Annotated in this window: 20 protein-coding genes; 8 read left to right on the top strand and 12 right to left on the bottom strand. The window is 74.6% G+C overall.

Going from position 1 to position 24,711, the window contains the following annotated elements; genetic code table 11:
- Positions 1–92: 92 nt before the first annotated feature.
- From ABZ495_RS12155 to ABZ495_RS12140, 4 genes are all read right to left on the bottom strand, one after another.
- Positions 93–1,274: a LacI family DNA-binding transcriptional regulator gene (locus ABZ495_RS12155; protein WP_359835568.1), complete on the bottom strand. Its 1,182-nt coding sequence runs from the start codon at positions 1,272–1,274 to the stop codon at positions 93–95.
- 14 nt (positions 1,275–1,288) lie between these two features.
- Positions 1,289–1,630, bottom strand: a complete 342-nt coding sequence (locus ABZ495_RS12150; protein ID WP_329489223.1) for a DUF4229 domain-containing protein — start codon at positions 1,628–1,630, stop codon at positions 1,289–1,291.
- Positions 1,631–1,735: 105 nt separating this feature from the next.
- Positions 1,736–2,263, bottom strand: coding sequence for a GNAT family N-acetyltransferase (locus ABZ495_RS12145; protein WP_329489222.1), 528 nt, complete (start codon positions 2,261–2,263; stop codon positions 1,736–1,738).
- A 21-nt stretch (positions 2,264–2,284) separates the two neighbouring features.
- Entirely contained in the window at positions 2,285–3,664 is a 1,380-nt protein-coding gene (locus ABZ495_RS12140; RefSeq protein WP_359803780.1) for an MFS transporter, read from the bottom strand.
- Between the two features lie 147 nt (positions 3,665–3,811).
- Here ABZ495_RS12140 and ABZ495_RS12135 point away from each other — a divergent pair, with 147 nt between their 5' ends.
- Positions 3,812–4,789 (top strand): helix-turn-helix domain-containing protein, encoded by a 978-nt coding sequence (locus ABZ495_RS12135; RefSeq protein ID WP_329489220.1) that lies wholly within the window; start codon positions 3,812–3,814, stop codon positions 4,787–4,789.
- Between the two features lie 392 nt (positions 4,790–5,181).
- On the opposite strand, the gene ABZ495_RS12130 is transcribed toward ABZ495_RS12135, so the two are convergent.
- Positions 5,182–5,736: an ATP-binding protein gene (locus ABZ495_RS12130; protein WP_359803782.1), complete on the bottom strand. Its 555-nt coding sequence runs from the start codon at positions 5,734–5,736 to the stop codon at positions 5,182–5,184.
- Between the two features lie 545 nt (positions 5,737–6,281).
- Here ABZ495_RS12130 and ABZ495_RS12125 point away from each other — a divergent pair.
- Both ABZ495_RS12125 and ABZ495_RS12120 read left to right on the top strand, forming a co-directional pair.
- Positions 6,282–7,079, top strand: a complete 798-nt coding sequence (locus ABZ495_RS12125; protein ID WP_359835566.1) for a sigma-70 family RNA polymerase sigma factor — start codon at positions 6,282–6,284, stop codon at positions 7,077–7,079.
- Positions 7,076–8,260, top strand: coding sequence for a zf-HC2 domain-containing protein (locus ABZ495_RS12120; RefSeq protein ID WP_359835564.1), 1,185 nt, complete (start codon positions 7,076–7,078; stop codon positions 8,258–8,260). Before ABZ495_RS12125 ends, ABZ495_RS12120 begins: the two co-directional genes overlap by 4 nt.
- Before the next feature lie 60 nt (positions 8,261–8,320).
- Here ABZ495_RS12120 and purU read toward each other — a convergent pair whose 3' ends face one another.
- Positions 8,321–9,196, bottom strand: a complete 876-nt coding sequence (purU, locus tag ABZ495_RS12115) for a formyltetrahydrofolate deformylase (RefSeq protein WP_359803863.1) — start codon at positions 9,194–9,196, stop codon at positions 8,321–8,323.
- 171 nt (positions 9,197–9,367) lie between these two features.
- On the bottom strand, positions 9,368–9,883 hold the full coding sequence (locus ABZ495_RS12110) for a hypothetical protein (RefSeq protein ID WP_352291437.1): 516 nt from the start codon (positions 9,881–9,883) through the stop codon (positions 9,368–9,370).
- Between the two features lie 173 nt (positions 9,884–10,056).
- Here ABZ495_RS12110 and ABZ495_RS12105 point away from each other — a divergent pair, with 173 nt between their 5' ends.
- A complete protein-coding gene (locus ABZ495_RS12105) occupies positions 10,057–11,358 on the top strand; it encodes an ABC transporter substrate-binding protein (RefSeq protein WP_359803786.1) in 1,302 nt (433 codons plus the stop codon).
- A gap of 112 nt (positions 11,359–11,470) precedes the next feature.
- On the opposite strand, the gene ABZ495_RS12100 is transcribed toward ABZ495_RS12105, so the two are convergent.
- Both ABZ495_RS12100 and ABZ495_RS12095 read right to left on the bottom strand, forming a co-directional pair.
- On the bottom strand, positions 11,471–12,625 hold the full coding sequence (locus tag ABZ495_RS12100; RefSeq protein ID WP_359835563.1) for a hypothetical protein: 1,155 nt from the start codon (positions 12,623–12,625) through the stop codon (positions 11,471–11,473).
- A 173-nt stretch (positions 12,626–12,798) separates the two neighbouring features.
- On the bottom strand, positions 12,799–14,175 hold the full coding sequence (locus tag ABZ495_RS12095) for a transcriptional regulator (protein WP_329489213.1): 1,377 nt from the start codon (positions 14,173–14,175) through the stop codon (positions 12,799–12,801).
- A gap of 315 nt (positions 14,176–14,490) precedes the next feature.
- Here ABZ495_RS12095 and ABZ495_RS12090 point away from each other — a divergent pair, with 315 nt between their 5' ends.
- Entirely contained in the window at positions 14,491–15,189 is a 699-nt protein-coding gene (locus tag ABZ495_RS12090) for a bifunctional DNA primase/polymerase (protein ID WP_359835577.1), read from the top strand.
- A 562-nt stretch (positions 15,190–15,751) separates the two neighbouring features.
- Here ABZ495_RS12090 and ABZ495_RS12085 read toward each other — a convergent pair.
- Positions 15,752–16,444, bottom strand: a complete 693-nt coding sequence (locus ABZ495_RS12085; protein ID WP_329489212.1) for a metal-dependent transcriptional regulator — start codon at positions 16,442–16,444, stop codon at positions 15,752–15,754.
- Between the two features lie 220 nt (positions 16,445–16,664).
- Here ABZ495_RS12085 and ABZ495_RS12080 point away from each other — a divergent pair, with 220 nt between their 5' ends.
- From ABZ495_RS12080 to ABZ495_RS12070, 3 genes are all read left to right on the top strand, one after another.
- Positions 16,665–17,429: an SIS domain-containing protein gene (locus tag ABZ495_RS12080; protein WP_359803788.1), complete on the top strand. Its 765-nt coding sequence runs from the start codon at positions 16,665–16,667 to the stop codon at positions 17,427–17,429.
- A 175-nt stretch (positions 17,430–17,604) separates the two neighbouring features.
- On the top strand, positions 17,605–18,540 hold the full coding sequence (locus ABZ495_RS12075; RefSeq protein WP_359835561.1) for a DUF4231 domain-containing protein: 936 nt from the start codon (positions 17,605–17,607) through the stop codon (positions 18,538–18,540).
- A 58-nt stretch (positions 18,541–18,598) separates the two neighbouring features.
- Complete coding sequence (locus ABZ495_RS12070) at positions 18,599–19,540, top strand: alpha/beta hydrolase (protein WP_359835575.1); 942 nt, start codon at positions 18,599–18,601, stop codon at positions 19,538–19,540.
- A gap of 45 nt (positions 19,541–19,585) precedes the next feature.
- Here the strand turns inward: ABZ495_RS12070 and ABZ495_RS12065 are convergent, their stop codons facing one another.
- Both ABZ495_RS12065 and fxsT read right to left on the bottom strand, forming a co-directional pair.
- Positions 19,586–20,554, bottom strand: a complete 969-nt coding sequence (locus ABZ495_RS12065; RefSeq protein ID WP_359835559.1) for a D-glycerate dehydrogenase — start codon at positions 20,552–20,554, stop codon at positions 19,586–19,588.
- A gap of 48 nt (positions 20,555–20,602) precedes the next feature.
- Positions 20,603–24,457, bottom strand: coding sequence for an FxSxx-COOH system tetratricopeptide repeat protein (fxsT, locus tag ABZ495_RS12060; RefSeq protein ID WP_359835573.1), 3,855 nt, complete (start codon positions 24,455–24,457; stop codon positions 20,603–20,605).
- Positions 24,458–24,711 lie beyond the last annotated feature (254 nt).

The raw sequence follows: 24,711 nt of genomic DNA, 5'->3' as shown, positions 1-24,711 counted from the left end.
GGAAAGCTACCTCGCCGGCCTCCACCTCCGTGGCGCGATGATCTGGATCAAGGACCTCACTCGAACCCATTGATCACGACCGAATACGTGCCCTAAGCCGAACGGCCGGTCCCGGTCGCGGCGGTCCCGGTCGCGGCGGTCCCGGTCGCGGTCGAGGAGCGCAGCACCAGCGAGGTCGCCAGCGGCGGCACCGGCGCGACCGGCTCGCCGCGGAGCAGGTCCGCGAGGGCCGCGACCCCTGCCCGGCCCAGCTCCTCGCCGGGCAGGTCCACGGTGGTGAGCGGCGGGGTGAGCAGCTCGGCCACCGGGATGTTGTCGATGCCGACCACCGAGAGGTCCGCGGGCACCCGCAGACCGAGTTCGGCGGCCGCCTGGTAGACCCCGGAGGCCACCACGTCGTCGTCGCAGATCACCGCGTGCGGGCGGTCGGGGCCCGCCAGCATCCGGCGGGCGGCGCCGCGGGCGGCGGGCTGGCCCTCGTTGAGGCTGACGCCCAGCTCGACCACGTCCAGGCCGAGTTCCGCGGCGGCCTGCTCGAAGGCGGCCTGGCGGACCCGGAAGGTGTACGCGGCGTGGGTGGAGCGCAGCCGGCCGATCCGCCGGTGGCCCAGCCCGGCCAGGTGTTCGACGGCGGCGCGCATGCCGCCGGCCACGTCCAGCTCGACGGTCGGCCGGGCCCGGTCGGTGCCGGGGTCGGCGTCCAGGAAGACCGCGGGGGTGTCGGCGGGCAGCGCACCGAGCTGGCTGTCGTCCGGGGAGCAGATCAGCAGGCCGTCGAACCGGCTGGTGGTGGCCGCGTCGGCGAGGGTGGCGCTCCCCCAGCCGGAGCTGACCACGACGGCCAGGCCGTGCCGGCCGGCCTCCTCGTGGACGCCCTCCAGCACCCGGCCGAAGAACGGGCCGAGGATGTTCGGCACGGCCAGCAGGATCATGCCGCTGCGGCCGAGCCGCAGTTGCCGGCCGGCCGCCTGCGGGCGGTAGCCGAGGCTGCGGGCCGCCTCCCGGACGCGTTCCCGGGTGGCGTCGGAGACCCGGCGGCCCGCCTCGGGGCCGGAGAACACCAGCGAGACGGTGGCCTGCGAGACCCCGGCGAGCCGTGCCACGTCCCGCCCGGTGGGCTTGCGGACCGGAGCCGGCCAGGTGCCGCTGACGCTCCCGCCCTGCGGCGCGGCGGGCCCGGGCAGCGGCTCGGAGAGCGGCCCGCTCAACGGCTCGGACACCGGTTCGGCCGGCGGCTCGAGGTCGGCCGGCGGCTCGGGGTCGGGGGCGGGCACGGCGGTGACGCGGATCAGCCCTGCAGGGCGGTCGCGCGCGCGGCGTCGTCGGCCGCGTCCTCCTCGGCGTTCTGGTCGGCGATCCGCGCGGCCGTCCGGCTGCGGAGGCCGTCGACCCTGCCGGAGATCTGGGCCGACATCGCGTCGCGCTGCCGGCTCAGCAGCACGTAGCTGAGCGGCGCCGAGACCACGGCGGCCACCAGGAACAGGAAGATCGCGCCGGTCTGCCCCTTGACCGGGATGACCTGGAAGTGGCCCAGCAGCAGGGCGACCAGCAGGCAGCCGAGGAAGATGCTGACCCGCATGGAGGTGTAACGGAGCGTGGCGTGGGACTTGTCGCTCACCTTGCTGCTCACGGGGGACACATCCTTCTCTGCGCGGGGACCGGACCGGTATCCCAGTGAAGCATGCCCGACGCGCCGCGCGGGGCACGGGTCGCCCGGCCCCCGCGCGGCCGTCCGTCAGCGCAGGTCCAGCCACATCGTGACGTCGTCGCGGTCGTCCCCGGGGGCCACCCGGATCGCGGCGGGGACCCGGCCGACCTCGGTGTAGCCGCAGCGGGCGTAGAAGGCCTCCAGCCCGAGACCGCCGCGCAGGGTCAGCCGCAGTCCCTCCAGCCCCCAGGCCCGGGCCACCCGCTCGGCCTCGGCCATCAGCTCGGCGCCGTAGCCGCGGCCCTGGAAGTCGGGGTGCACCATGACGCGCTTGAGCAGCCGCCAGTGGTCCATCAGGCCGAACCGCATGGAGTCGAGGAAGAGCAGGGCGGCCAGCCGGCCGCTCTCCCGCTCGTGGGCGATCAGCAGCCGGTCCGGCCCGGCGGGCGCGAGGCCGGCGAAGTGCGGGTCGGCGGTCTTCCAGACCTCGTCCTCCGTCACCGGCGCCACGAAGCCGACCGCGCCGCCGGCGTTGGTGACGTCGGTCCAGAGCCGGACGATGTCGGCGCGCAGGTCCGGACCGGGCTCGGGGTCGAGGGTGAAGGCGAGCGTCATGACGGTGAGCCTAGTGTCCGCTCACGACAGGCTCGGCGCGGGCGCCCCCGCCCCCGGCCGGTCCGCCCGCAGGGCCAGGCAGAGCAGCACGGCGACCGCGCAGAGCCCGCCGGCCGCGTACCAGGCGAGGTCGTAGGTGCCGAGCGCGTCCCGGGCGAGGCCGGCCAGCCCGGCCACCGCGGCCGCGCCGAGCTGGTGGCAGGCGAGCACCCAGCCGAAGACGATCGGCGCGTCGTCGCCGAAGTGCCGTCGGCAGAGCGCGACGGTCGGCGGGACGGTGGCCACCCAGTCCAGGCCGTAGAAGATCACGAAGGCCAGGATCGGCGGCTCCAGCGAACCCGCGAACAGCTGCGGCAGCAGGAACAGCGAGAACCCGCGCAGCGCGTAGTAGACGACCAGCAGCAGCCGGGAGTCGAAGCGGTCGGTGAACCAGCCGCTGGCGATGGTGCCGATCACGTCGAAGATCCCGATCAGGGCCAGCAGGCTCGCCGCCGTGGTGACCGGCAGGCCGTGGTCGTGCGCGGCGGGGATGAAGTGGGTGCCGACCAGCCCCGCCGTCGTCGCGCCGCAGATCGCGAAGGAGCCGGCCAGCAGCCAGAACGCCCGGCTGCGGGAGGCGTCCCGGAGCACCCGCAGCGAGCGGGCCAGCGCCCGGTTGTCCGCCACCGGCGGGGGCGGCTCCTCGGTCGCGCCGTACGGGAGCAGGCCGAGGTCGGCGGGGCGCTCGCGCATCAGCAGCAGCACCGGGACGGCGACCGCGCTGGCCGCCAGCGAGACGACGACGACCGCCGAACGCCAGCCGTGCTCTTCCACCAGCCAGGCGCCGACCGGCAGGAAGACCAGGTTGCCGGCCGCGCCGGCGGCCGTGAGCACACCGGTGACCAGGCCCTGGCGGGCCCGGAACCAGCGGCCGGTGACGGTGGTGGCGAACGCGCCGGCCATCGAGCCGCTGCCGAGGCCCACCAACACGCCCCAGCAGAGGATCAGTTGCCAGGGCTCGCGCATCAGCATGGTGAGCCCGGCGCCGACCGAGATGGTCAGCAGCGCGCAGACCACCACCAGCCGGACGCCGAAGCGGTCCATCAGCGCGGCGGCGAAGGGGGCGGTGAGGCCGTAGAGCGCGAGGTTGACCGAGGTGGCGCTGGATATCGTCCCCATCGACCAGCCGAACTCGTTGTGCAGCGCGTCCATCATCAGGCTGGGCGTGGAGCGGAAGCCGGCCGATCCGAGCAGCACCAGCAGCGAGACCGCGGCGACCACCCAGGCGTAGTGCGGCCGGGGGCGGCCGGTGCGGCCCGGCCGCGGGGGCCCGGAGGGGGCGAGGTCCGGTGCGGGGGCCGGTGCCTCGGGGCGGGCCGGCGCGGCGGTCGGGCCCGGGGTGGGGGTGTGGCGTTCGTTCACCCGGCCGAGTCTCCCGAACGGCCCGAACGACCACGAGTGGCCTGACTGCCAGCTTTCGCAAAGATCGGGCCAGCGGTTCGGCGTACGCTGGTCGCCGGCCCGGGCGACAGGCGGCGGGCGCCGGCGGGGAACGGAAGGGCGGGCGCGATGGCGCACAGGATCGCGGTACTGGCACTCGACAGGGTGATCGCCTTCGAACTGGGCATCCCCGCAAGGATCTTCGAGTCGGCCAAGGACGCCGACGGCGTGCCGCACTACCAGGTGGCCACCTGCACCGTGGACGGCCGGCCGGTCCCCACCAGCACGGACTTCCGGATCGCCGTCGACCACGGGCCCGAACTCCTGGAGTGGGCGGACACCGTGGTGATCCCGGCCTCCGCGGACCAGGGACCCCGGGAGGTCGACGCCCGGCTCGATCCCGCCCTGGTCGCCGCGCTGGCCAGGATCCGGCCCGGCACCCGGCTGGTGTCGATCTGCACCGGCTCGTTCGTCCTGGCGGCCGCCGGACTGCTGGACGGCCGCCCGGCCACTACCCACTGGCGCTACACCGAGCTCTTCGCCGCCCTGTACCCGAAGGTCCGGCTCGATCCGGACGTCCTGTTCACCGACGACGGGGACGTCCTCACCTCGGGCGGGGTGGCGGCCGGCATCGACCTCTGCCTGCACATCGTGCGCCGCGACCACGGCAGCGCGGTGGCCAACGCGGTGGCCCGCACCTGCCTGGTGCCGCCCTGGCGCGAGGGCGGCCAGAAGCAGTACGTCGAACTCCCCCGCCCGGCCGTCGACGCCGGCCCCGGCGCCGCGGCGGTCCGCGCCTGGGCGCTGGAGCACCTGGACCAGCCGCTCCCGCTGCGCCTGCTCGCCGACCGGGCGGGCATGAGCGTGCGGAGCTTCACGCGGCGGTTCCGCGAGGAGACGGGCAGCAGCCCGGGCCAGTGGCTGACGGTCCAGCGCGCCGAGCGCGCCCGCCAGTTGCTGGAGAGCACCGACATGACGATCGACCAGGTGGCCCGGGAGTCCGGCTTCGGGACGGCGGCCTCGCTGCGGCTGCGGCTGCGCGGGCGGCTGGACGTCGCGCCGAGCGCCTACCGGCGCACCTTCCGGTCGGTGGAGCGGTCGCACTGACGGTGCGCCACCCCCGCGGGCCGCTCAGCGGCGGCAAGTCGGCGGCGAATGACCGGAACCGGCCCTGCGGAACGCACGGATCGGACGGCGGCGGGCCGCACGCACCCCGAGCACGGCACGGCCCGCCGCCATCCGATCGTGAAGCACGGGCCCTGAACCCGCGCAAAGCCCACCGCACTCGCCAAGGAGCCACCGCGCGATCGGCGTACCACGGCCCCCCTGCTGACATGATCCCCCTGGACAGCAGCACCGCAGCGGCGTTCGGGTGTTCCCTCGGCGTCCCCTCGCAACGGAGAGCTGCTCCCAGAGTGATCAGTCGGATACGTCACGTCAATGGGTTGTCCGAAATTCGGAATGGTTGCGTCAGGTTTCGGCCCGTTGATCGTCGGGCCTCACTGGGCCAGTGCGGCCCAGTCCACGGCGGTCAGCGGGTCCACCGGCGGCGCGCCGGCGCCGATCTCGCACCAGACGCGCTTGCCCGAACCGTCCGGATACCAGCCCCAGCGGTCGCAGAGCAGTTCGACCAGCTCCAGGCCCCGCCCGTTGGTGGCGTCGGCGTCCGGCCCCGCGTGCCGGGGAGCCGGCGCGGCCTGGCTGGCGTCGGCGACCTCGACCCGGAGCGGGCCGATCGCGGCCGTCTCGCGCGCCGCGCCGCCGCAGCCCGTCCCGTCCACCGGCCCGCCGGCCGGCGGGCAGCCGCCGGCCGCCGAAGTACCGCTCCCGGCCGGGGAGTCGTCGACGGGGAAGCAGAGCCGAAGGACGGCCGGACAGCCGGTGTGCACCACGGCGTTGGTCACCAGTTCGGAGACCACCAGGACGACCGTCTCGGCGATCTGAGCGTCCGGGTCCACCCCGTGGTTGAGCAGCCGCGAGCGCACCCAGCGGCGGGCCCGGCCGACCTCCGCGGGGTCCGCCCGCACCGCAAGCTGTACCTGAAGAACCTGCACCGCTCCACCACCCGCACTCGCAGTTCGGCCATCGTCTCGATCGGGCCGGATCGTCCAGCCGGCTGGTCCCGGCTCCCGCCGGGCCGCCGCAGGCCGGGCCGCCGTACGTTCACATCCGGTACGTCGCGCCCGCGCCATCTCGTCCGTCGCGCTCCGGCTGCGACACGAATACGCCTCAGGATGGTTCGACGGGCGGACCGCAGCAAGCGCTTCGGGCATATTCCAACGATCGGGGGACAGGGCAGTGCATACTGTCCCGTTCACTCTGGCGAGCCTCGTACCGGCGATCGTCCGGCCCGGGCCGACCGGCCGGACATGCAGTGGCGAACCTACCGCCGGACACCCCGGGCGCGCCGCCCGCCACTCGCGAACCACCCGTGCGACATATGTCCAACGGCCTTCGAACAGCGGGAGCCGCGGCAGATCCCACGATGTGACGATCCGAAACCGGGCGGCCCCTCCGGTACCGAATCCGCCCGCTCCCGGAAGGCCGCAGGATACCGTTGGGCACGGCAGCGAACCCCACGGTAGGAGGGTGGTTACCGATGGCCACCCCCGGCAGCGCCCCGCGCTGGGACGAACAGCTCCAACGGCGCCTCGCCCGCGGCGAGGAGACGGCGCTGGGCGAACTGTACGACCAGCTCGCGCCGATGGTGCACGGACTGGCCGGGCGGATACTGGCCGACCAGGCCGCCGCCACCCAGCTGACCCGCGAGATATTCGCCCACGTCTGGGAGCACCCCGAGGCCTTCGACCCCGCCCAGGGCTCGCTCCGTTCCTGGCTCGGCGCCCTGACGCACAGCCGCGCCGTCGACCGCCTGCGGGTCCGGCGGGCCGCCGAGGCCCCGCTGGGCGTCGAGGGCGCGGACGGCACCGGCGCGCCGGGCGGGCCCGTCGAGGAGGAGATCCGGGCCGTGGCCACCGCCGCCCGCGTCCAGTACGTGGTCGACTCCCTCCCGCAGAGCCTGCGTGAGACCATCGAGGTGTCGTACTACGACGGCCGCACCTACCAGGAGACGGCCCGCCGGCTCGGCATCACCGAGCAGACCGCCAAGCAGCGGATGCGGCTCGGCCTGGAGCTGCTGGCCACCGAACTCGCCGAGGAGCGCGCCCATCAGCGGCAGCCGGGCCCGCCCGACTGCCGGCGGCACGACGGGTGCGACGGCGGGCCGCGGCAGGGCACCGCGCCGCACGAGGGACCGGGGCAGCGGCACGGCGATCGGCACCACGAAGGACAGCCCCACGAAGGCCGGCACGACGAAGGCCGGCACGACGACGGACAGCGGCACGACGGGCGCCGGCACGACGGACCGCGCCACGGGAACGAGGGCGGGGGCACGTGACCATCACCGAGGAGCAGCACGAGGCCCTGCGCTCGCTGCTCGGCGCCTGGGCCCTGGGTGCCTGCCCGCGGCGCGAGGCCGCCGAGTTGGAGCAGCACCTGCGCGGCTGCCCGGGCTGCGCCGAGGAGGCCGCCCGGCTCCGGGACGCGGCCGGCTGGCTCTCCGCCGACGAGCCGCTCGACCAGCCCGCCTCGCTGCGCCAGCAGGTCCTCGACTGGTGCCTGACCCGGCGGCCGGCCGAACTGCCCGTCCCCGCCTGGGGCGTTCCCTACACCGCGGAGACCGCCAAGCTCGACGCACTGCTGCGCGACCTCGGCCCGGAGGAGTGGCAGGAGGTCGCCGAACTCCCCTGGCACGGCGGTACCGAGTACCTGCGCCCGGCCGAGGTGCTCTGCCATCTCGCCGCGGTGGACGGCTACGTGGCACTCGCCCTCGGGCTGCCCGACCCCGTCCCGGGCGGCGGCGCGGCGACGGCCGACCGCCGGGTGCCGCCGCAGGACGCGGCTCCCCCGCTCCCCCGGGTGCCCCGGCAGAGCGGCCCGCCGTGGGCCGGGATCACCGGGCGCACCGCCCGGCTGACCGCCGAGCAGGCCGGGCAGCCCCCGCAGCGGGTCCGGGCCCGGTGGCGCCGGCACTGCCACGAGCTGGTCCGCACCGCTGCCCTGGCCCCGCAGGGCAACACCCCGGTGGACTTCGGCTTCGTGACCGTCCCGCTGCGCGACGCCTTCGTCGACCGGGCCTTCGAGTGCTACGTGCACGGCGAGGACGTGGCCCGCGCGGTCGCCTACCCGTACGCCCCACCGGCGCCGCAGCACCTGCGGCAGATGGTCGACCTGGCCGTACGGATGCTCCCGGCCGCGCTGGCGGGCCTGCGGGCCTCCCGGCCCGAGCACGCCGGGACCCCCGCGGGCGGACCGCCCGACGGCACCGCCCGGACCGGCCGGCAGATCCGGCTGGTCATCGACGGACCGGCCGCCGGCGAGTGGCTGATACCGCTGGACGGCCCGGAGTGCGGACCGCCCGGCGGTGAGCCGGTGGCCGCGATGGTCCTGGACGGGCTGGAGTTCTGCCAGCTGGCCGCCGCGCACCGCGACCCGGACCGGGTGCCGGTCGGCGAGCACGGCGACCGGGCGGCGATCCGCGAGGTGCTCCGGGCGGCGCCGCTGCTGTCCCGCCCATAGCCGGGCGGGACGCGGGCGGACGGGACGCGGGCGAGCGGCGCCGGCAGACCCGGGCGGACTCTAGGTGAAGACCACCGTGCGGGTGCCGTTGAGCAGCACCCGGTGCTCGCTGTGCCACTTCACCGCGCGCGCCAGCGCCTGGCACTCGACGTCCCGGCCGAGCGCGACCAGCTGGTCCGGGGTGATGTCGTGGGTCACCCGGGCCACCTCCTGCTCGATGATCGGGCCCTCGTCGAGGTCGGCGGTGACGTAGTGCGCGGTGGCGCCGATCAGCTTCACACCCCGGGTGTGGGCCTGGTGGTAGGGCTTGGCGCCCTTGAAGCTCGGCAGGAAGGAGTGGTGGATGTTGATCACCTTGCCGGACAGCGCGGTGCAGAGCTCGTCCGAGAGCACCTGCATGTAGCGGGCCAGCACGACCAGCTCGACGTTCTCCTTGGCCACCAAGTCCAGCAGTTCCTGCTCGGCCGCGGCCTTGTTGTCCCGGGTGACCGGGATGTGGTGGAACGGGATCCCGTAGCCCTCGGTGAGGTCGCGGAAGTCGGTGTGGTTGGAGACCACCGCGGCGATCTCCACCGGCAGCGCGCCGATCCGGGTGCGGAACAGCAGGTCGTTCAGGCAGTGCCCGAACTTGCTGACCATCAGGACGATCCGCATCCGCTCCTCGGTCGGGTGGATCTGCCACTCCATCCCGAACGACGCGCCGATCGCGGCGAAGCTGGCCCGCAGCTTGTCCACGCTCACCGGCTCGGCCGCGGTGAAGTGCACCCGCATGAAGAACAGTCCGCTGTCCCCGTCCCCGAACTGCTGGCTGTCGATGATGTTGCAGCCGGTCATGAAGAGGTAGCTGGAGACCGCGTGAACGATGCCCTGCTTGTCGGGGCAGGACAGCGTGAGGACGTACTGGGCGCTGGCCGTCTGCTGTTCCACGGTGGGGATATCCCGTCCTGAGGTCGTGCCGGTGGTGAATGGTCCAGCGTGTCACATCCTGGACAGCGACCGTTCCGCTGCCCGCACTGCGGGACGCTCCGGCCCACCGGCGGGCAGGCCGGGACCCGGGCCGCCGGCGCGGGTCCGCGCCGAAGCGCCCGGAACGGGCTCAGGACGGGCTCAGGACGAGGTCAGGATGCGCAGCACGTCCAGCGAACGCGGCGGGGCGTCCGGGTCCTCGCCGTCGTTGACCGCAAGCTTGACGTGGGCCTCCCGGGCCGCCCGGACCGCCTCCGGCCAGCCGTGGTGCCCCAGGTAGGCGGAGGCCGGGGCGTCCGCGCCGACCTGGTGCAGGATCCGGACCACCCGCAGCACCGCGACGTCCACCACCGCCGCCTCGGCCGAGTCCCGGAAGATCGTGCCGACGTACTTCTCGGCGGACCAGCGGTCCAGCCAGGTGTCCTCGACCAGCCGGTAGACGGCGTCGGTCACGTCCCCGAAGCCCTCCCGGCCGGAGAGCCAGGTCTCCTGCTGGAACCCGGGGTCGGACAGCATGTGCAGCGCCGAGCGCAGTCGGGCTCGCCAGCGCCACCAGGGCAGGTCGTTGAGCGGCATGCCGCCCATCGTGCTGGAGCGGTGGCCCGGACGAGAAGGGTTTCGGGAAGACCGATACGAAGAATCTGAGCTGGCGGACATGGACAGCGATCGTACGTTCCCCGACGGTTCGTGCTCCACTCCCCATCTACACGCGTCCCCACCCGGAGTTCCGTCGGCGTTTGCCGTTCATTCGCTTTTCGGCCCTCTCTGCTTGCGACGCCCGGGCTTGGCTGGGCCGGTACGCAGCAGAAGCGCCCCGGGAGGGAAGACCGATGACCGGCCTCAAGGGCTCGTCCCAGGCTCAGAACCCGATCGTGGCACGGCGCAACCGCCGCCCGATCGCCGCAGCCGCCATCACCGTGGCGCTGCTCCCCACCCTCTTCTCGGCCTCCGCGTGCGGCGGACCGGCCGACGCCGCCACCGGCAAGGGCGAACTGACCGTGATGACCTGGGCCCCGTCCGGCACCGGCACCGCGGACCGGCCCGGCATGACGGCCCTCGCCGAGGCCATCGGCCGCGACCTCAACGCCAAGGGCGGTCTGAACGGCCGCCCGCTGCGGGTCCTGACCTGCAACGAGCACAACACCGCCGACGGGGCCGCGGCCTGCGCGCAGCAGGCCGTGGACGCCAAGGCGGTCGCCGTGCTCGGCTCCTACAGCCAGTACGGGGACAGCTTCATGCCCGTCCTGGAGCGCGCCGGCATCCCGCTGATCGGCGGGTACGGGCTCTCCCAGCCCGAGTTCAGCAGCCCGCTCTCCTACCCGGTGGGCGGCGGTCTGCCGGCGCTGATCGGCGGCAGCGGCCGGCAGCTGGTGGAGGCCGGCTGCAAGGCCGTCGCGCTGGTCCGGCCGGACACCCCGGCCGGCGACAACCTGCTCGGCTACCTGGCCAACGCGCTGAAGCCGGCCGGGATCAAGCTGCTGGACGTCAAGGCGCCCGAGCAGTCCAGCGACTACGCGCCGGTCGTCCGCAAGGCGATCGGCAAGGACGAGCCGGGGAACTGCATCACCTCCGCGCTCGCCGCCGAGCCGACCGGCAACCTGCTGGACTCCTACCGTCGGCTGGGCCCCAGGAACACCCGGGTCGCCTCGGTGATCGGCAGCGTCCAGCAGTCGGTGGTCGACTCCACCGGCGGCGACAGCGGCCCGCTGGCCGGCGCGTTCGTCACCAGCTGGTACCCGCCGGAGTCGGCCAAGGTCTGGGACGCGCTGCGCTCGGTGGTGTCCGGCGACTCCGCCGGCGGCCGCAGCGTGGACGTCTCCGACCCCGGGGTGCAGACCACCTGGGTCGCCTACGAGGTCTTCCGGCAGGTCGCCGACCGGCTCTCCGCCGCCGGCCGCCCGCTCACCGCCAAGACCGTGACCGCCCTGCTGGACGGCGGCGAGCAGATCGACGTCGGGCTCACCCCGCCGCTGAACTGGGGCACCACCAACATGCTGGCCAGCACCGAGTCGCCCCGGCTGGTCAACACCTGGGTGACGTACCAGGTGGTCAAGGGCGGCCGGCTGGCCCTGCAGCAGCCGGGTTTCGTGGACGTCCGCTGGGTGCTCACCGGGAGCCGGCCGCCGGCCTGACCGGCCTCGACGGGGCCCGCGGCGGGGCCGGACCGGTCACCCGGTCCGGCCCGCCGCATGTCCGGGCGGGCCCCGCCGACGCGGGCCCCGTCGCCGTCAGAGGCCGCCGCCGTCAGAGGTCGCCGTCGCCGCGGGTCGGCAGGCCGGTCTGGCCGGCGATGGTGTTCCACAGGCCGGAGGCCTGCTTCTTCGCGAGGGTGGCGGTCCCGCTGGCCTGGACCGCGTTCTTGTAGTGCTGGTTGTCGATCTTCTTGGGGTCGCAGGCGCTCTGCGCGTCGGCGGCCCAGGCCGCGTACTCGTCGTCCGCGGTCGCCGAGGCCTGCCAGGCCGCGTTGAGCTGCTCGACCAGCTGCGGGCCGCCGGGCAGCTTGTCCGTCTTGAGCGCGGCGAGCTTGGTCTGCAGCTCCCGGCGCTTGCCCGCGGCCTCGGTCAGGGCCTGCTGGGACTCGGGGAGCTTGTCGCACTTCTGCACCGCGGCGACCGCGCCGATCACCGCCTGGCGGCTGTCGTTGGCGGTGCCCAGCAGGTCGGAGAGGGGCTGGGCCTGGGCCTTGACCTCGGGGCTGACGGCAGCCCCCGAACCGCTCGCGGGCGGCGGGCTGCCGGCCGTGCTGCTGCCGGTGGCCGCCGGGGCGGCCTTCTTCCCCGGGTCCGCCGTGTCGTCGTCCCCGTTCATCAGCACGACGACCAGGAGGCCGGCGGCCACGCAGCCGGCCACCACCCCGCCGATGATCAGCTTGCCGGACGACCGCCCGCCGCCGCGGTTGCCGGCCTGGGTCGGGAAGTCCTGCCCGGGGTACCCCTGCTGCGGGGCCGGGTACTCCGGCGGGGCCTGCTGGTAGGCCGGGTAGCCGTGGTCCGGCTGCTGCGGATAGCCCGGGGCGGGCTGCTGGTGCCCGGGCCGCGCCGGGTAGCCGACCGCCTGCGGGTCCCCCGAGGGGTAGGGCGGCAGGTACTGCGTCTCCGGCGCCTGGGCGGCCTGCGGAGCGCCGTTCCACGGGGCGCCCTGGGCGGGCAACGGCTGGCCGCCCCACGAGGCGCCCTGGGCCGGCAGCCCGTGCCCACCGCCGCCGAGGTACTCCGGCTGCCCGGAGGGCTGTCCGGGCGGCTGCTGCTGCCCCTGGAGCCCGGCCGGCGGCTGCTGGCCGGGCATCGGGGGCGGCAGCTGGCCCTGGGCGTCCGGCCCCGGGGGCTGACTCGGCTCGGGACGGAAGAGATCGTCCAGGTTGAAGTCACCCGAGTTGGGGTACGAGCGGCGCTGGCTCAACGCGATTCCTCACCTGTGCACGACCGCGCGCTGACGGCGGACCACATCTCGTCGGTTCTTGGGGGCATCACAGTTCCTTGGACGTCGCGCCCACGCTACCGGTTCACCGAACCGGGTGACCACGTGGGCGGTCCATCCCTCACCGGCCCCTCACGCGCCGCTCCCCACCCCGGTCAGGCGGCCTCCGCCTCGGCCCGCGCCTGGAACTCGCGGACCACCCGCTGCTCCCGGTACGGCTCCAGCCGCCGCCGGAACTCGTCCAGGTACTCGACGCCCCGGTTGGACCGCAGCCCGCTCAGCAGCCGGACCGCCTGCGCGCCCGTCTCGCAGGCGCGCTCCAGGTCCCGCTGCTGCAACTGGGCCGTGGCCAGCAGCACCAGGTCCACCGCGCGGCGCCGCACCCTGGTCGGCGGGTGCAGGTCGAGCGCCCGGCGGGCGTAGTGCTCGGCCTGGCCGGCCTGCTCCAAGTCCCGGTGGCAGTGGGCCAGCTCGTCCGCCAGGTAGGCGTCGTCGAAGTGGACGATCCAGTCCGGGTCGTCCTCCGGACGGCGCCGCTCCATCGCCTCCAGCGCCTTGGCGGCCACCGCCTCGCAGGAGCGGGCGTCGCCGAGCAGGGCGTGGCCGCGGGCCTCGGCCGCGTAGAACATCGCCATCGCCGTCGGAGTGGCCACCGAACGGGCGCCCTCCTGTGCGGCGCGGGCGAGTTGGGCGATCTCCCGCGGGTTGCCGAGCGTCGCCGCCAGGTGGCTCATCGAGGCAGCCAGCACGTACCCGCCGTAGCCGCGGTCGTCGGCCGCCTGGGCGAGGCGCAGGGCCTGGATGTAGTAGCGCTGGGCCAGCCCCGGCTGCCCGGTGTCCACCGCCATGTAGCCGGCCAGCTCCGTCAACCGGGCGACCGCCGCGAAGAGTTGCCGCCCGGTCTCCTCCCGGTAGGCGCCGCCGAGCAGGCCGGAGACCACGCTGTTGAGGTAGTGGACGACCACCGGGCGGACGTGCCCGCTGCCGAACCGGTGGTCCAGGTCGACCAGCATCGCCGTGGTCGCCTTGATGGCGGCGACGTCCGTCGGACCGACTCGCGGGCCGCCGGTACGCGCCACCACCGGGTCGGGCGGGGTGATCAGCCAGTCCCGGCTGGGTTCGACCAGGGCGGAGGCCGCCACCGTCGCCCCGGTCAGGAAGTCCCGCCGGCCGACGTCGCTGCGCCAGAGCTCGCAGACCTGCTCCAGCGCGGCGTTGAGCGTCGGCGCGAACTGCAGTCCGATCCCGGAGCTGAGGTTCTTGCCGTCGGCCATGCCGATCTCCTCGACCGACACGCCCCGGCCGAGCTTGCGCCCGAGCGCTTCGGCGATCACCGCCGGCGCCTGCCCGCGCGGCTGCTGGCCACGGAGCCAGCGCGCGACGGAGGTCTTGTCGTACCGCAGGTCCAGGCCGTGTTCGGCCCCGCAGAGGTTGACCCTCCGCGCCAGGCCGGCGTTCGAGCAGCTGGCCTCCTGGATCAGCTGCTGCAGACGCTCGTTGGGCTGTCGTGCGACAAGTGGTCTCGCGGCCATTGGCTTCGCCTCCCCACACCCTCCGGTCCCGGCCGGCGGGCGACGATTCTGCTGATCTGTTGCCGACTGTCCGACCGTCCAAGGAATCTGACACCAGGTTAGCGATCAGCAACGCCACCGGGATACCCACGGTGACGATCCCCACCCCCCACGCGCCCTGGTAAATGCTCCCGTGCGCCCCCACTGCGCCCACCGTCGCCCGCCCCAACTCGGTTGCCTCACCGGTTCGGGTGACAATCGGTGCCGCCGGGCAGACCCGCTCGCGCCGGGCCGTAACCAGCCTCACGCACGGTAGTTGAGCAGCGCGTGGAAGACATCCCAGACTCCCCCGACCAGGGCGGCAACGCCGGCCTCCCTCCGCTGCTCATCGAAGCCGTCAGCTATGCCGAGAACCGCCACTGGGAGGTCGCCCCGGGAGCCTGGCTGATCGACGGCGACGGGCCGGCCCGCTGCTCCTGCGGCGACGGCCGCTGCCCGCTGCCCGGTGCGCACCCGATCGACGCGGACTGGGCCCGCAAGGCGAGCGCCGGTCCGGGTGCGGTGCGGCGCTGGTGGACCGAGCGCCCCGACGCCTCGATCCTGCTGCCCACCGGCCGGTCGTTCGACGTCCTGGACGTGCCGGAGGTGGCCGGCTGTCTCGCGCTGGCCCGGATGGAGCGGATGGACCTCCAGCTCGGCCCGGTGGTGGCCGTCCCGGCCGCGCCCGGCCGGGACGGGCGGCGGCTGCACTTCCTGGTACTGCCCGGGGTGGCGGCCAAGCTGCCGGAGATGCTGCGCCGGCTCGGCTGGCCGCCGGGCCGGCTGGACCTGGTGGCCCGCGGCGAGGGCGACTGGACGGTGGCCCCGCCGTCCCGGGTCGGTCCGAGCGGCTTCGCGCAGTGGGCCCGCTCGCCGTCCGCGCTGAACCGCTGGCTGCCCGACGCCGCGGAGCTGATCAGCCCGCTGGCGTACGCGTGCGGCCGCGAGGCGCCCTCGGTCCGCCCCCGGCCGGCCCAGCCGGCGGCGGTGCGCTGAGGCCCGCCGACCGCCCGGACCCGCGCCCGGGCCGGGACGGGCCGGTGATCGGGCCGGTGATCGGCCGAATGATTCACCCCCCGTGGACAGCCGCCCTACGCCTATCGGGTGAGGGCGTGCGATGCGCGACACCCCGCGCCCGACTGACGGGCCTTGCCCCCCACCGGAGGCGGGGCCCGTCAGACGCATGTGCGGATAAGGCTTCGATGTACCCGCTGGTCAACGGCGAAAGCCCCTCGTACGAGTGACAACGCTCAAGGATTGCCATGATCTGCCGAGGGGAGGAATTCCACCGTGAGGGGACGCCGGAAGGGTCGCTCGGACGGGGAAGCCGGGTGAGGCGGTCGGGAGGGAGCGGAGGGGAACCGGGAGGGGAGCGGGAGGGAACAGGAGGGGAGCGGGAGGGGCCGTGGCACCGGCCGGGTTCGGGGAGGCCGGTGCCGCGGGAGCGGGAGGGACGGGGAGGGCGAGCAGGGCCCGGTGCTTCGGGAGCACCGGGCCCTGCTCATCGCTTCGCGTCGCACGGCCGGCGAGGCCGTCACGGCCGCGCACCGCGCCGTGGTCAGGGCTGCGCGACGAAGACGTGCGCCGCGATCTCCTTGCCCAGCTCGGCCGCGTTGTCGCCGGTGCCCACCAGCACCCCGCCGACCCCGGCGGAGACCCGAACCGTGGAGCCCGGCCGGATCCCGGCCCGGCGCAGCGTGCGCATCAGCTCGCCGTCGGTCTGGATCGGCTCGCCGATCCGGCGGACCACCACGTCGGCGCCGCCGTCACCCGGCCGCACCGAGTCCAGCGGCACGAGCGCGGCGTCGAAGCCCTCGCCCTCGGCCTTGGCGTCCCCCAGCTCGTCCAGCCCGGGGATCGGGTTCCCGTACGGGGACTGGGTGGGGTGGCCGAGCATGGCGAGCACCTTGCGCTCGACCGTCTCGCTCATCACGTGCTCCCAGCGACAGGCCTCCTCGTGCACCTGTTCCCACTCCAGCCCGATCACGTCGACCAGCAGGCACTCGGCGATGCGGTGCTTGCGCATCACCCGCACCGCGAGCCGGCGCCCCTCCTCGGTGAGTTCGAGGTGGCGGTCGCCCGCGACCTGCAGCAGCCCGTCCCGCTCCATTCGCCCGACCGTCTGGCTGACCGTGGGGCCGCTCTGCTCCAGGCGCTCGGCGATCCGGGCGCGCATCGGGGTGATGCCCTCCTCCTCCAGTTCCAGGATGGTGCGAAGGTACATCTCAGTGGTGTCGATCAGCCCAGACATCGCCGCTGGCTCCGTTCCTCGGTGTCCTCATCGCCAATTCTGACGTACCGGGCAGGCAACCGGGCCCGCGCAGGGGCTCCGGGGGCGGGTTTTCGTTCCTGTTGACAGCGGCACCGGTGAGGCAGCACCGTGCTCGCCGTAGCTTTCTCCATCGGCGGCCCGGTCGGCGGGCCGTCCCACCCGGCCGGCGGCCCCCACCGGCAGAGAGCGAAGGCAACAGATGAGCGACCTGGTCGGCCGGTACTTCGACGCCGCGATCGAGCACCTGCGGCGGGTCCGCGCCGAGGAGGCCGGGACCATCGAGGCGGCCGCCGAGCTGCTCGCCGGGGCGGTCCGCGAGGGGCGCCGGATCTTCACCTTCGGCTCCGGCCACTCCTCGCTGGCCGCCCAGGACGTGGTCTACCGGGCCGGCGGACTCGTCCCGGTCAACCTGCTGGACGTCCCCGGGATGGCCGGGGTGACGGTGATGCCGGCCCCGCTGGCCAGCGCGCTGGAGCGGGTCTCCGGGCTGGCCACCACCACCCTGGACCTCACCCCCGCCACCGCCGGGGACCTGCTGTTCGTCATCTCGCTCTCCGGCCGCCAGGTGATGCCGGTCGAGCTGGCCCAGTACGCCCGGTCCCGCGGCCTGAAGGTGGTGGGGGTGACCTCGCTGGCGTACCCGGCCGAGGTCCCGTCGGCGCACCCGTCGGGCACCTATCTGAAGGACCACTGCGACGTCGTGCTGGACAACAAGATCGCGGTCGGGGACGGCGAGCTGACCCACCCGGCGGCCGAGACCACCTTCGGCCCGGTCTCCACCATCGTCACCAGCGCGCTGATGCAGGCCGTGGTCGCCTCGGCGGTCGGCCGGCTGGCCGACGCGGCGGCCGCCGGCGACGGCGCCGCCCCGCCGCTGTTCCGCTCCGGCAACGTGCCCGGCGGCACCGAGTGGAACGCCAAGCAGATGGCCGACAACGCGGAGCGGATCTTCTACACCTACTGAGCCGCCCGGCCCGGCCGCCCCGGACCCTCACGATATGGGACAACCTCCGGCGGCATCCCGGCCAATGCGGCCGGGCCCGGCCCCGGCCGGGCGTGCCGGGCGGGCGGGCTGGGCAGGAGGACGGTGCGACCGGAGCGACGGGTGGGGGCCGAGGATGGCGTCGGGTGCGGATCCGATGGGGTGGGCGCGCGAGGAGGACCTGCTGCCCGAGCTGTTCCGGGTCGCCGACACCGCCTCGCTGCGGGGCCAGCGGCGGTCGGTCCTGCTCTCCGCCTGGGAGCTGGCGCTGCTGGTGGCCGCCGCCGCGGCGGGCTCGGCCGACGGCGAGCCCTGGGCCTGGCCGGCCGCCGTCGCCTACCTCGGCGCGATCGTCCTCGCCCTGGTGATCAGCCGGCAGAACCCGCAGGGCCTCTGGTACGAGGGCCGGGCCGCTGCCGAGTCGGTGAAGACGCTCGCCTGGAAGTTCGCCGTCCGGGCCGACGCGTACCAGCCGCCGCCGCGCAGCCTGCCGGACGCCGAGGGCCTGTACCGGTTCCAGCTCGGCCGGGTGCTGAACGCCTTCCGGGGCAGCGGCGCTCTCGGCCCGGCCGCCGGGGGCGCCGACCCGGACGGCGGCGACGGCACCGGGGTCACCGAGGCGATGCGCGGCCTGCGCGGCCAGCCGCTGGCGGTGCGCCGCGAGGTGTACCTGCGGCAGCGGATCCAGGTGCAGCACGGCTGGTACCGCGCCAAGGCCCGCTACTGCGCCCGGGCCGGCTTCTGGACCGGCGTGCTGGGCGTGGTGCTGCCGCTGCTCGGCCTGGTGCTGGCCGTCCTGCGGGCGATGGGCTGGTTCCGCTACGACGCGCTCGGCACGGTCTCCGCGGTGGCCGCCTCGGTCACCGCCTGGGCCCAGCTGCGCCAGTACCGGCCGCTGGCCGCCGCCTACCGCCTGGCCGCCGACGAACTGGAGCTGATCCGCCGCCAGCTGGCCGGGCTGGACGTCGCCTCGGCCGACGCGGAGGAGATCTGGGCCCGGCTGGCCCGCGACGCCGAGGACGCGGTGTCCCGGGAGCACACCACCTGGCAGGCCCGCCGCGAGGTGCGCGGGACGACCGACCGGGACCACTGACAGGGGCCCCGAGCGGAGCCCGGACCGGAGCCTGAGGAGGCCGCGCGTGTCATTACGGATGGTCAAGGCGGCCGACGGCCGTGCCCTCGCCGTCGAGACCGTGGGCGACCCGCGCGGCCGGCCGGTGTTCCTGATGCACGGCATGCCCGGCAGCCGGGTCGGCCCGCACCCCCGCAGCACCGTGCTCTACCGGCTGGGGGTCCGGCTGATCTCCTACGACCGGCCCGGGTACGGGGACTCCACCCGGCTGCGCGGCCGCCGGGTGAGCGCGGCCGCCGCCGACGTGCGGACCATCGCGGACTCCCTCGGGCTCAGCCGGTTCGCGGTGCTCGGCCGCTCCGGCGGCGGACCGCACGCGCTGGCCTGCGCGGCGCTGCTGGCCGAGCGGGTCAGCCGGGTGGCCGTCCTGGTCGGCCTCGCTCCCAGGAACGCGACCGGCCTGGACTGGTACGGCGGGATGACCCCCTCCAACGTGCGGGCGTACCGGGAGGCCGAGCGCGGGCACAACCGGATGGCCGACACCATGCGGTTCCGCTCCGAGCAGATCCGGGCCGACCCGGGCCGGCTGCTGCGGGGTCTGCGGCCGGAACTGCCGCCCACCGACCGCGAGGTGGTCGCCGACACCGGGCTGCGCCGGATGCTGCAGAGCAACTACCGCGAGGCCTTCCGGCACGGCGCGGACGGCTGGATCGACGACGTGCTGGCGTTCACCGCCGACTGGGGCTTCAAGGTGGAGGACATCACCGTGCCCACCTGGCTCTGGCACGGCGCCGACGACCAGTTCTCGCCGGTCGACCACTCGCGCTGGCTGGGCGACCACATCCCCGGCGCCTCGCTCTTCCTGGAGCCCGGCGCCGCGCACTTCGGCGCCTTCCGGGTGATGACCGCCGCGCTGGCCTGGGCGGCGGGCCAGACCTCCACCGGGCTGCCCTCCACCGGGCTGCCCTCCTCGGGGCTGCCCTCGGCCGGCCGGCCGCCGGGCGGCCCGCTCAGGCCCTGACGCGGCCTCCCGGCGCCCCGGGAGCCCGCGGGAGACCGGAGCCGTTCAGACCCCGACCGGGGTGACCGGTTCGCCGCCCGCCAGCACCGCCAGCACGTTCTCCACCGCCAGGCCGCCCATCGCCTGCCTGGTCCGCACGGTCGCGCTGCCCAGGTGCGGGGCCAGCACCGCCCGCTCCTGGGCGAGCAGCGCGGCGGGCACCGCCGGCTCGCGCTCGAAGTTGTCCACCGCCGCGGCGAACAGCGCGCCCGACTCCAGCGCGGCGGCCAGCGCCTCCTCGTCCACCACCCCGGCGGTCATCGAGACCACCACCGCGCCGGGCGGCAGCAGCGCCAGCCGCCGGCCGTCCAGCAGGTGCCGGGTGGCGGGGCCGAGCGGGCAGGTGACCACCAGCACGGTGGACCGCGCCAGCAGTTCCTCCAGCGGCAGCCACTCGGCGCCCTCGGCCTGCTCCGGGGGCAGTTCGCGGCGGTTGTGGTAGCCGACCGGCATGTCGAACGCGCGGGCCCGGCGGGCCACCGCCTGCCCGATCCGGCCCATGCCGAGGACACCCAGCGGGGTACCGGCCAGCTCCAGGCCGAGCAGGAAGTTCGGCGCCCAGGCCCACGGCCGGCCGGACCGCAGCAGCCGCTCGCCCTCGCCGAGCCGGCGGGTGGCGGCCAGCAGCAGCGCCCAGGCCATGTCGGCGGTGGCGGCGGTGAGCACCCCGGGGGTGTTGCTGACCGCGACGCCCCGCTCGGCGCAGGCGGCGAGGTCGACGTTGTGGTGGCCGACCGCGTGGTTGGCGACGATCCGCAGGCCCGGCCCGGCCGCGTCCAGGAAGGCGCCGTCCACCACGTCGTCCAGCGTGGTGATCACCGCCGACCGGCCGCGGACGGCGGCCAGCAGCTCTTCGCGGGCCATCGGCAGGTCCGAGTCGTGCCACGTCACGGTGTGCCGTGCGGTGAGCCGCTCGATCACCCCGGGAGCGAGGCGTCGGGTGACCAGGACCGGGGGCGGGGGCTGCTCGCTCATAGGGCCCGAAGCATACGCTCCGGGGCTTATGAGCGAGCAGCGCTCTGGTCACACCGGCTGCGGTTCCAGGTCCCGGTTGATCCGCTTCCAGCCGCGGGCCGCGACGGTGTTGGGGTGTTCCTCGCCGAACTGGCGGATCAGCTCGGCGATCGCCCGGGCGCGCAGGTCGGCGGCCTGGCCGTGCCGGCCGGCGGCCCGCAGGGTGACGGCCAGGTTGGCCTCGCAGGCCACCGCGTCCGGGTGGCGGGGCGTGTAGCGCTCGCACAGTCCGGCGTAGGCGCGGCGGCCCAGCTCCTCGGCGAGTCCGACCTGGCCGGCGTCCCCGTGGGCGTTGGCCAGGTTGATCATCGCGTTGAGGGTGTACGGGTGCTCCGGGCCGACCGAGCGGGTGAGCCCGTCCACGGTGTCCCGGCCGCGCTCGATGGCCCCCGGGACGTCGCCGCTGCCCCGCAGGTAGATGCCGAGGTTGTTGGCGCAGGCCAGGGTGAACGGGTGCTCCTCGCCGAACAGCCGGCGGTGGCCCTCGTACACGGTGGTGCAGAGGTCGCGGGCGGCCTCCTTGTCGCCGGAGGCGCTGTGGTCGGCGGCCAGGTTGAGCGCGCAGGCCAGCGCGTCGGGCGCGTCGGCGCCGTACCGCTCCAGGTAGCGCTCGTAGGTCTCCTTGGTGATCCGCCGGGCCTCGGCCAGCTGACCGGTCCGGCGCAGCGAGACGGCCAGCGACTTGGCGTTGCGCAGGTTCTCCGGGAGGTCCGGGTCCAGCACGTCGCCGAGGTCGTTGGTGACCTCCTGGAGCAGCTCCACCGAGCCCCGGTAGTCGCCGAGTTCGCGCAGGTCCCGGGCGAGGTTGGACTTGGTGGAGAGGGTGTAGGGGTGGCGCGGGCCGAGCACCGCGGTGCGCCGGTCCAGGGTCTCCTGGTCGAGTTCGCGGGCGGCCTCGCTGTCGCCGACCAGCCGGTAGTCGATGGCCAGGTTGTTCGCCATCGAGAGGGTGCGCGGGTTGTCGTCGCCGAACAGCTCCCGGAACTGGTCCAGGATCTCGCGGTCCAGGTCGAGCGCCTCCTGGAACCGGCCGAGGGCCCGGCGGTCGGCGCCGAGCGAGCCCGCGGTCATCAGGGTGTAGGGGTGGTGCTCGCCGAGCAGGGCCCGCTGGCGCTCCAGGGTGGACTCGTCCAGCGCCAGCGCGTCGGCGTAGTTGCCCTGCGAGCGGAGCACGTTGGCGAGCTGGAAGCGCAGCAGCAGGGTCTGCCGGTCGTCCTCGCCGAGCTTGCCGGTCCACTCCGCGTCCAGCGCGTGGCCGAGGTCCCGGGCGCGGTCCAGCTCGCCGCGCTTCCAGAGGTAGCGGACGCGGTCGATGAGCAGCTGCCGGGTGTCCGCCTCGTCGCAGTTGTGCGCCCTGGAGGGCGACAGGTGCGGCCAGATCTCGTCGAAGGCCGGCCAGTTCGCCGGGTCGTCGGTGTCCCCGAGGACGGGCCGGGCGCCGGTGAGGATGCGGTGCACCTCGTGGACGGCGACCTCCTGCTCGTCCTCGGTCATCTCGGCCCGGATCACCGCCTGGACCAGCCGGTGCACCTGGAAGCTGTTGGTGCCGGCGTCGACCTTGGCGAGCGCGTACCGGCCGATCGCCTGGATCACCTTGCCCAGCATGAACTTGTCGCTGAGGTCGGCGTCGTACTGCACCAGCGCGCGGATCATCTGGTCGCTGTAGAACAGGTTCATCGAGATCGGCTCCGGCGCGAAGAACGCGCAGAGCTGGAGCAGCCGGACCGCCGCCGGGGACTGCGTGCGCAGCCGGCCGATCGAGACGTTCCAGGTCGCGCCGACCGGCGTCGGGTAGTCGGCCGGACGGGCACCCGCCAGCGCGCGGGCCGCCTCGGCCTGCAGCTGGATGACGTAGGTGTCCACCGGCGTGCCGGTGGTGTCCAGCCAGGCGGCGGCGACCTCGACGGCCAGCGGCAGGTCTCCGACCGCCTCGGCCACCCGGTCGGCGTCCGAGCGGGAGAGCCCGCGGGCGCGGCGGCAGAGGTGCTCGACGCTCTCGCCGCGGGTGAAGACGTCGACCTCCAGCGCCTCCGCGTGCCCGGACCAGGCCTGGTTGCGGGAGGTGACCAGGATGTGGCCGGAGCCGCCGGGGAAGAACCGGCGGATCTCGGCGGGTTCGTCGGCGTTGTCGAAGATCAGCAGCCAGCGCGAGGTGGGCACCCCGCGGCGCAGCGCCTCCCGGGCCGCCTCGGCGGCCTCGGTCACCGAGTCGCCGACCCGCAGACCCAGCCGGCGGGCCAGGTCGGCCAGCGCCGGGGCGACCAGCTCGGTCTGTTCCGCGTCGATCCACCAGACCAGGTCGTAGTCGGACATGAAGCGGTGCGCGTACTCCAGCGCCACCTGGGTCTTGCCGACGCCGCCGAGCCCGTACAGCGTCTGCGGGGTGGGCAGCACGGCGGCCATCCCGCCGCGCAGCTGGTTGCGCAGCTGCTCCAGGACGGCGGCCCGCCCGGTGAAGGAGGGGTTGCGCGGCGGCACGTCCCAGACCTGCGGCTTGCTGCCGGGGAAGCGCGGGCCCGTCCCGGTGGTCTCGGCGAGCGGCACGTCGGCCCGGCCGAGGGCGCGCAGCAGCGTCTGCACGGACTGCGTCTCGTCCCGTCCGACCAGGTCGACCGGGTTGCGGTTGCTGAACGGCGCGGTGAGCCGGACGTCGCCGACCCGGACCGGGACGAGCTGGCGCCGGGTACCGGACGGATCGGAGCTGACCACCGACTCCCAGAGCGCGCGGGCCTGCGGCGAGCGCTGGTAGGCGGGCGAGAGCACGGCGACCGTGCGGTAGGCGGCGTCGATGCCGCGCTCGGTCTCCTGGCGCGGGTCGGAGCCGGCGCTCAGGTCCCGGGGCAGCACCCGGAAGCCGGCCCGGGTCAGCACCGACTCGATCCAGTCCGCCCACATCCGGTCCTCGGGGACGTAGGAGAGGTAGAGGTCGGCCGGGACGGACGGGCGGCGCCGGGTGAAGGCGTCGACGTAGCGCAGCCGGACCTCCTCGTCGACCGTCGGCAGCGAGGTGACCCGGCCGTTGGTGATCTCGCCGGTCAGCCGTTCGCAGGCGGCCAGCATCGAGGTCTGGGTACCGCCCTGGTCACCGAAGGTCGCCAGGATCTCCTCGTAGGCGTAGAACGGCCGGTACGGGATCTCCACCGAGCCCCAGTAGTGGGCCAGTTCCTCGCCGGACAGACCGGCCGGCAGGCCGTCGAAGCGGATCCGGGCCAGCGCCCGGCCGGCGTCCGCCTTCTCCTTCTCGCCCTCGTCGATGCGCATCGGCACCGGCAGGATCCGGATGCCGCGCTCGCGGTAGCGGTCGTGGATGTGCTGGGCGATCCGGGAGGCGCCGTCGATGGACTGGTCGCTCAGGGTGAAGCAGACCACCAGGTCGTCGGGCATCTGGACGGTGCAGATCTCGGCGATGTCGGACAGGCCGGTACGGGAGTCGATCAGTACGTAGTCGTAGCGCTTGCTCATGTCGGCCTTGAGCGCGTCGAAGAACTGCCCGCCGTCGAAGCGGTCGTAGAAGATGTCCCAGTCCAGGTGGGTGACGGCCTCGGAGTAGTCCCGGTTGAACTGGCCGGCGGAGAGGAAGTCCAGGCTCCCGCCGCCGGGGAACAGCGGCCAGGAGAGCGAGAGCGCGTGCGGGTGCACCCGGGCGAAGTCGAGGTGCCAGCCCTCCTCGTGCTCGACCGGCCGCAGCGCCTCCTCCCGGTACTCGGCGATCAGGTCCATCATCCCGGTGGTGCCGGCCAGCACCGCCGGGTCGAGGAACGGGTGGAAGAACTTGGCCAGGCCCGGCGCCTCCAGGTCCCAGTCCACGGTGAGCACCCGGAAGCCGTTGGCCGCCAGGATCCAGGCGGTGTTGGCGAGCGCCATGGTGCGCCCGGTGCCGCCCTTGTAGGAGTAGAAGGTGATGACCCGGCCCTGCCGGTCCTGCTCCGCCTCGCGCTGGGCGGCGAGTTCGGCCGCGGTCAGGCCGCCGATGCGGAGGTTCCTGGTGCGGTTCTCGCTCATGCGCCCACCTCGCTGCCCTCGGCGGTCGCTTCGCGAGACGCGCCGCCCCCGATGATCCGCTCGCTGCGCTCGCTCATACGCCCACCCCGCCGCCCTCGGCGGTCGCTTCGCGAGAC

The sequence above is a fragment of the Kitasatospora sp. NPDC005748 genome, assembly GCF_040630735.1.
Lineage (GTDB): Bacteria > Actinomycetota > Actinomycetes > Streptomycetales > Streptomycetaceae > Kitasatospora.
This window is presented reverse-complemented; position numbering and strand designations above follow the sequence as displayed.

Coding starts and splice junctions, on each gene's coding strand:
- ABZ495_RS12145 (WP_329489222.1), bottom strand. CDS start 2,263: ATGACGCTCGCCTTCACCCTCGACCCCGAGCCCGGTCCGGACCTGCGC.
- ABZ495_RS12135 (WP_329489220.1), top strand. CDS start 3,812: ATGGCGCACAGGATCGCGGTACTGGCACTCGACAGGGTGATCGCCTTC.
- ABZ495_RS12125 (WP_359835566.1), top strand. CDS start 6,282: ATGGCCACCCCCGGCAGCGCCCCGCGCTGGGACGAACAGCTCCAACGG.
- ABZ495_RS12110 (WP_352291437.1), bottom strand. CDS start 9,883: ATGTCCGCCAGCTCAGATTCTTCGTATCGGTCTTCCCGAAACCCTTCT.
- ABZ495_RS12105 (WP_359803786.1), top strand. CDS start 10,057: ATGACCGGCCTCAAGGGCTCGTCCCAGGCTCAGAACCCGATCGTGGCA.
- ABZ495_RS12095 (WP_329489213.1), bottom strand. CDS start 14,175: ATGGCCGCGAGACCACTTGTCGCACGACAGCCCAACGAGCGTCTGCAG.
- ABZ495_RS12085 (WP_329489212.1), bottom strand. CDS start 16,444: ATGTCTGGGCTGATCGACACCACTGAGATGTACCTTCGCACCATCCTG.
- ABZ495_RS12080 (WP_359803788.1), top strand. CDS start 16,665: ATGAGCGACCTGGTCGGCCGGTACTTCGACGCCGCGATCGAGCACCTG.
- ABZ495_RS12075 (WP_359835561.1), top strand. CDS start 17,605: ATGGGGTGGGCGCGCGAGGAGGACCTGCTGCCCGAGCTGTTCCGGGTC.
- ABZ495_RS12070 (WP_359835575.1), top strand. CDS start 18,599: ATGGTCAAGGCGGCCGACGGCCGTGCCCTCGCCGTCGAGACCGTGGGC.
- ABZ495_RS12065 (WP_359835559.1), bottom strand. CDS start 20,554: ATGAGCGAGCAGCCCCCGCCCCCGGTCCTGGTCACCCGACGCCTCGCT.
- fxsT (WP_359835573.1), bottom strand. CDS start 24,457: ATGGCGCTCGCCAACACCGCCTGGATCCTGGCGGCCAACGGCTTCCGG.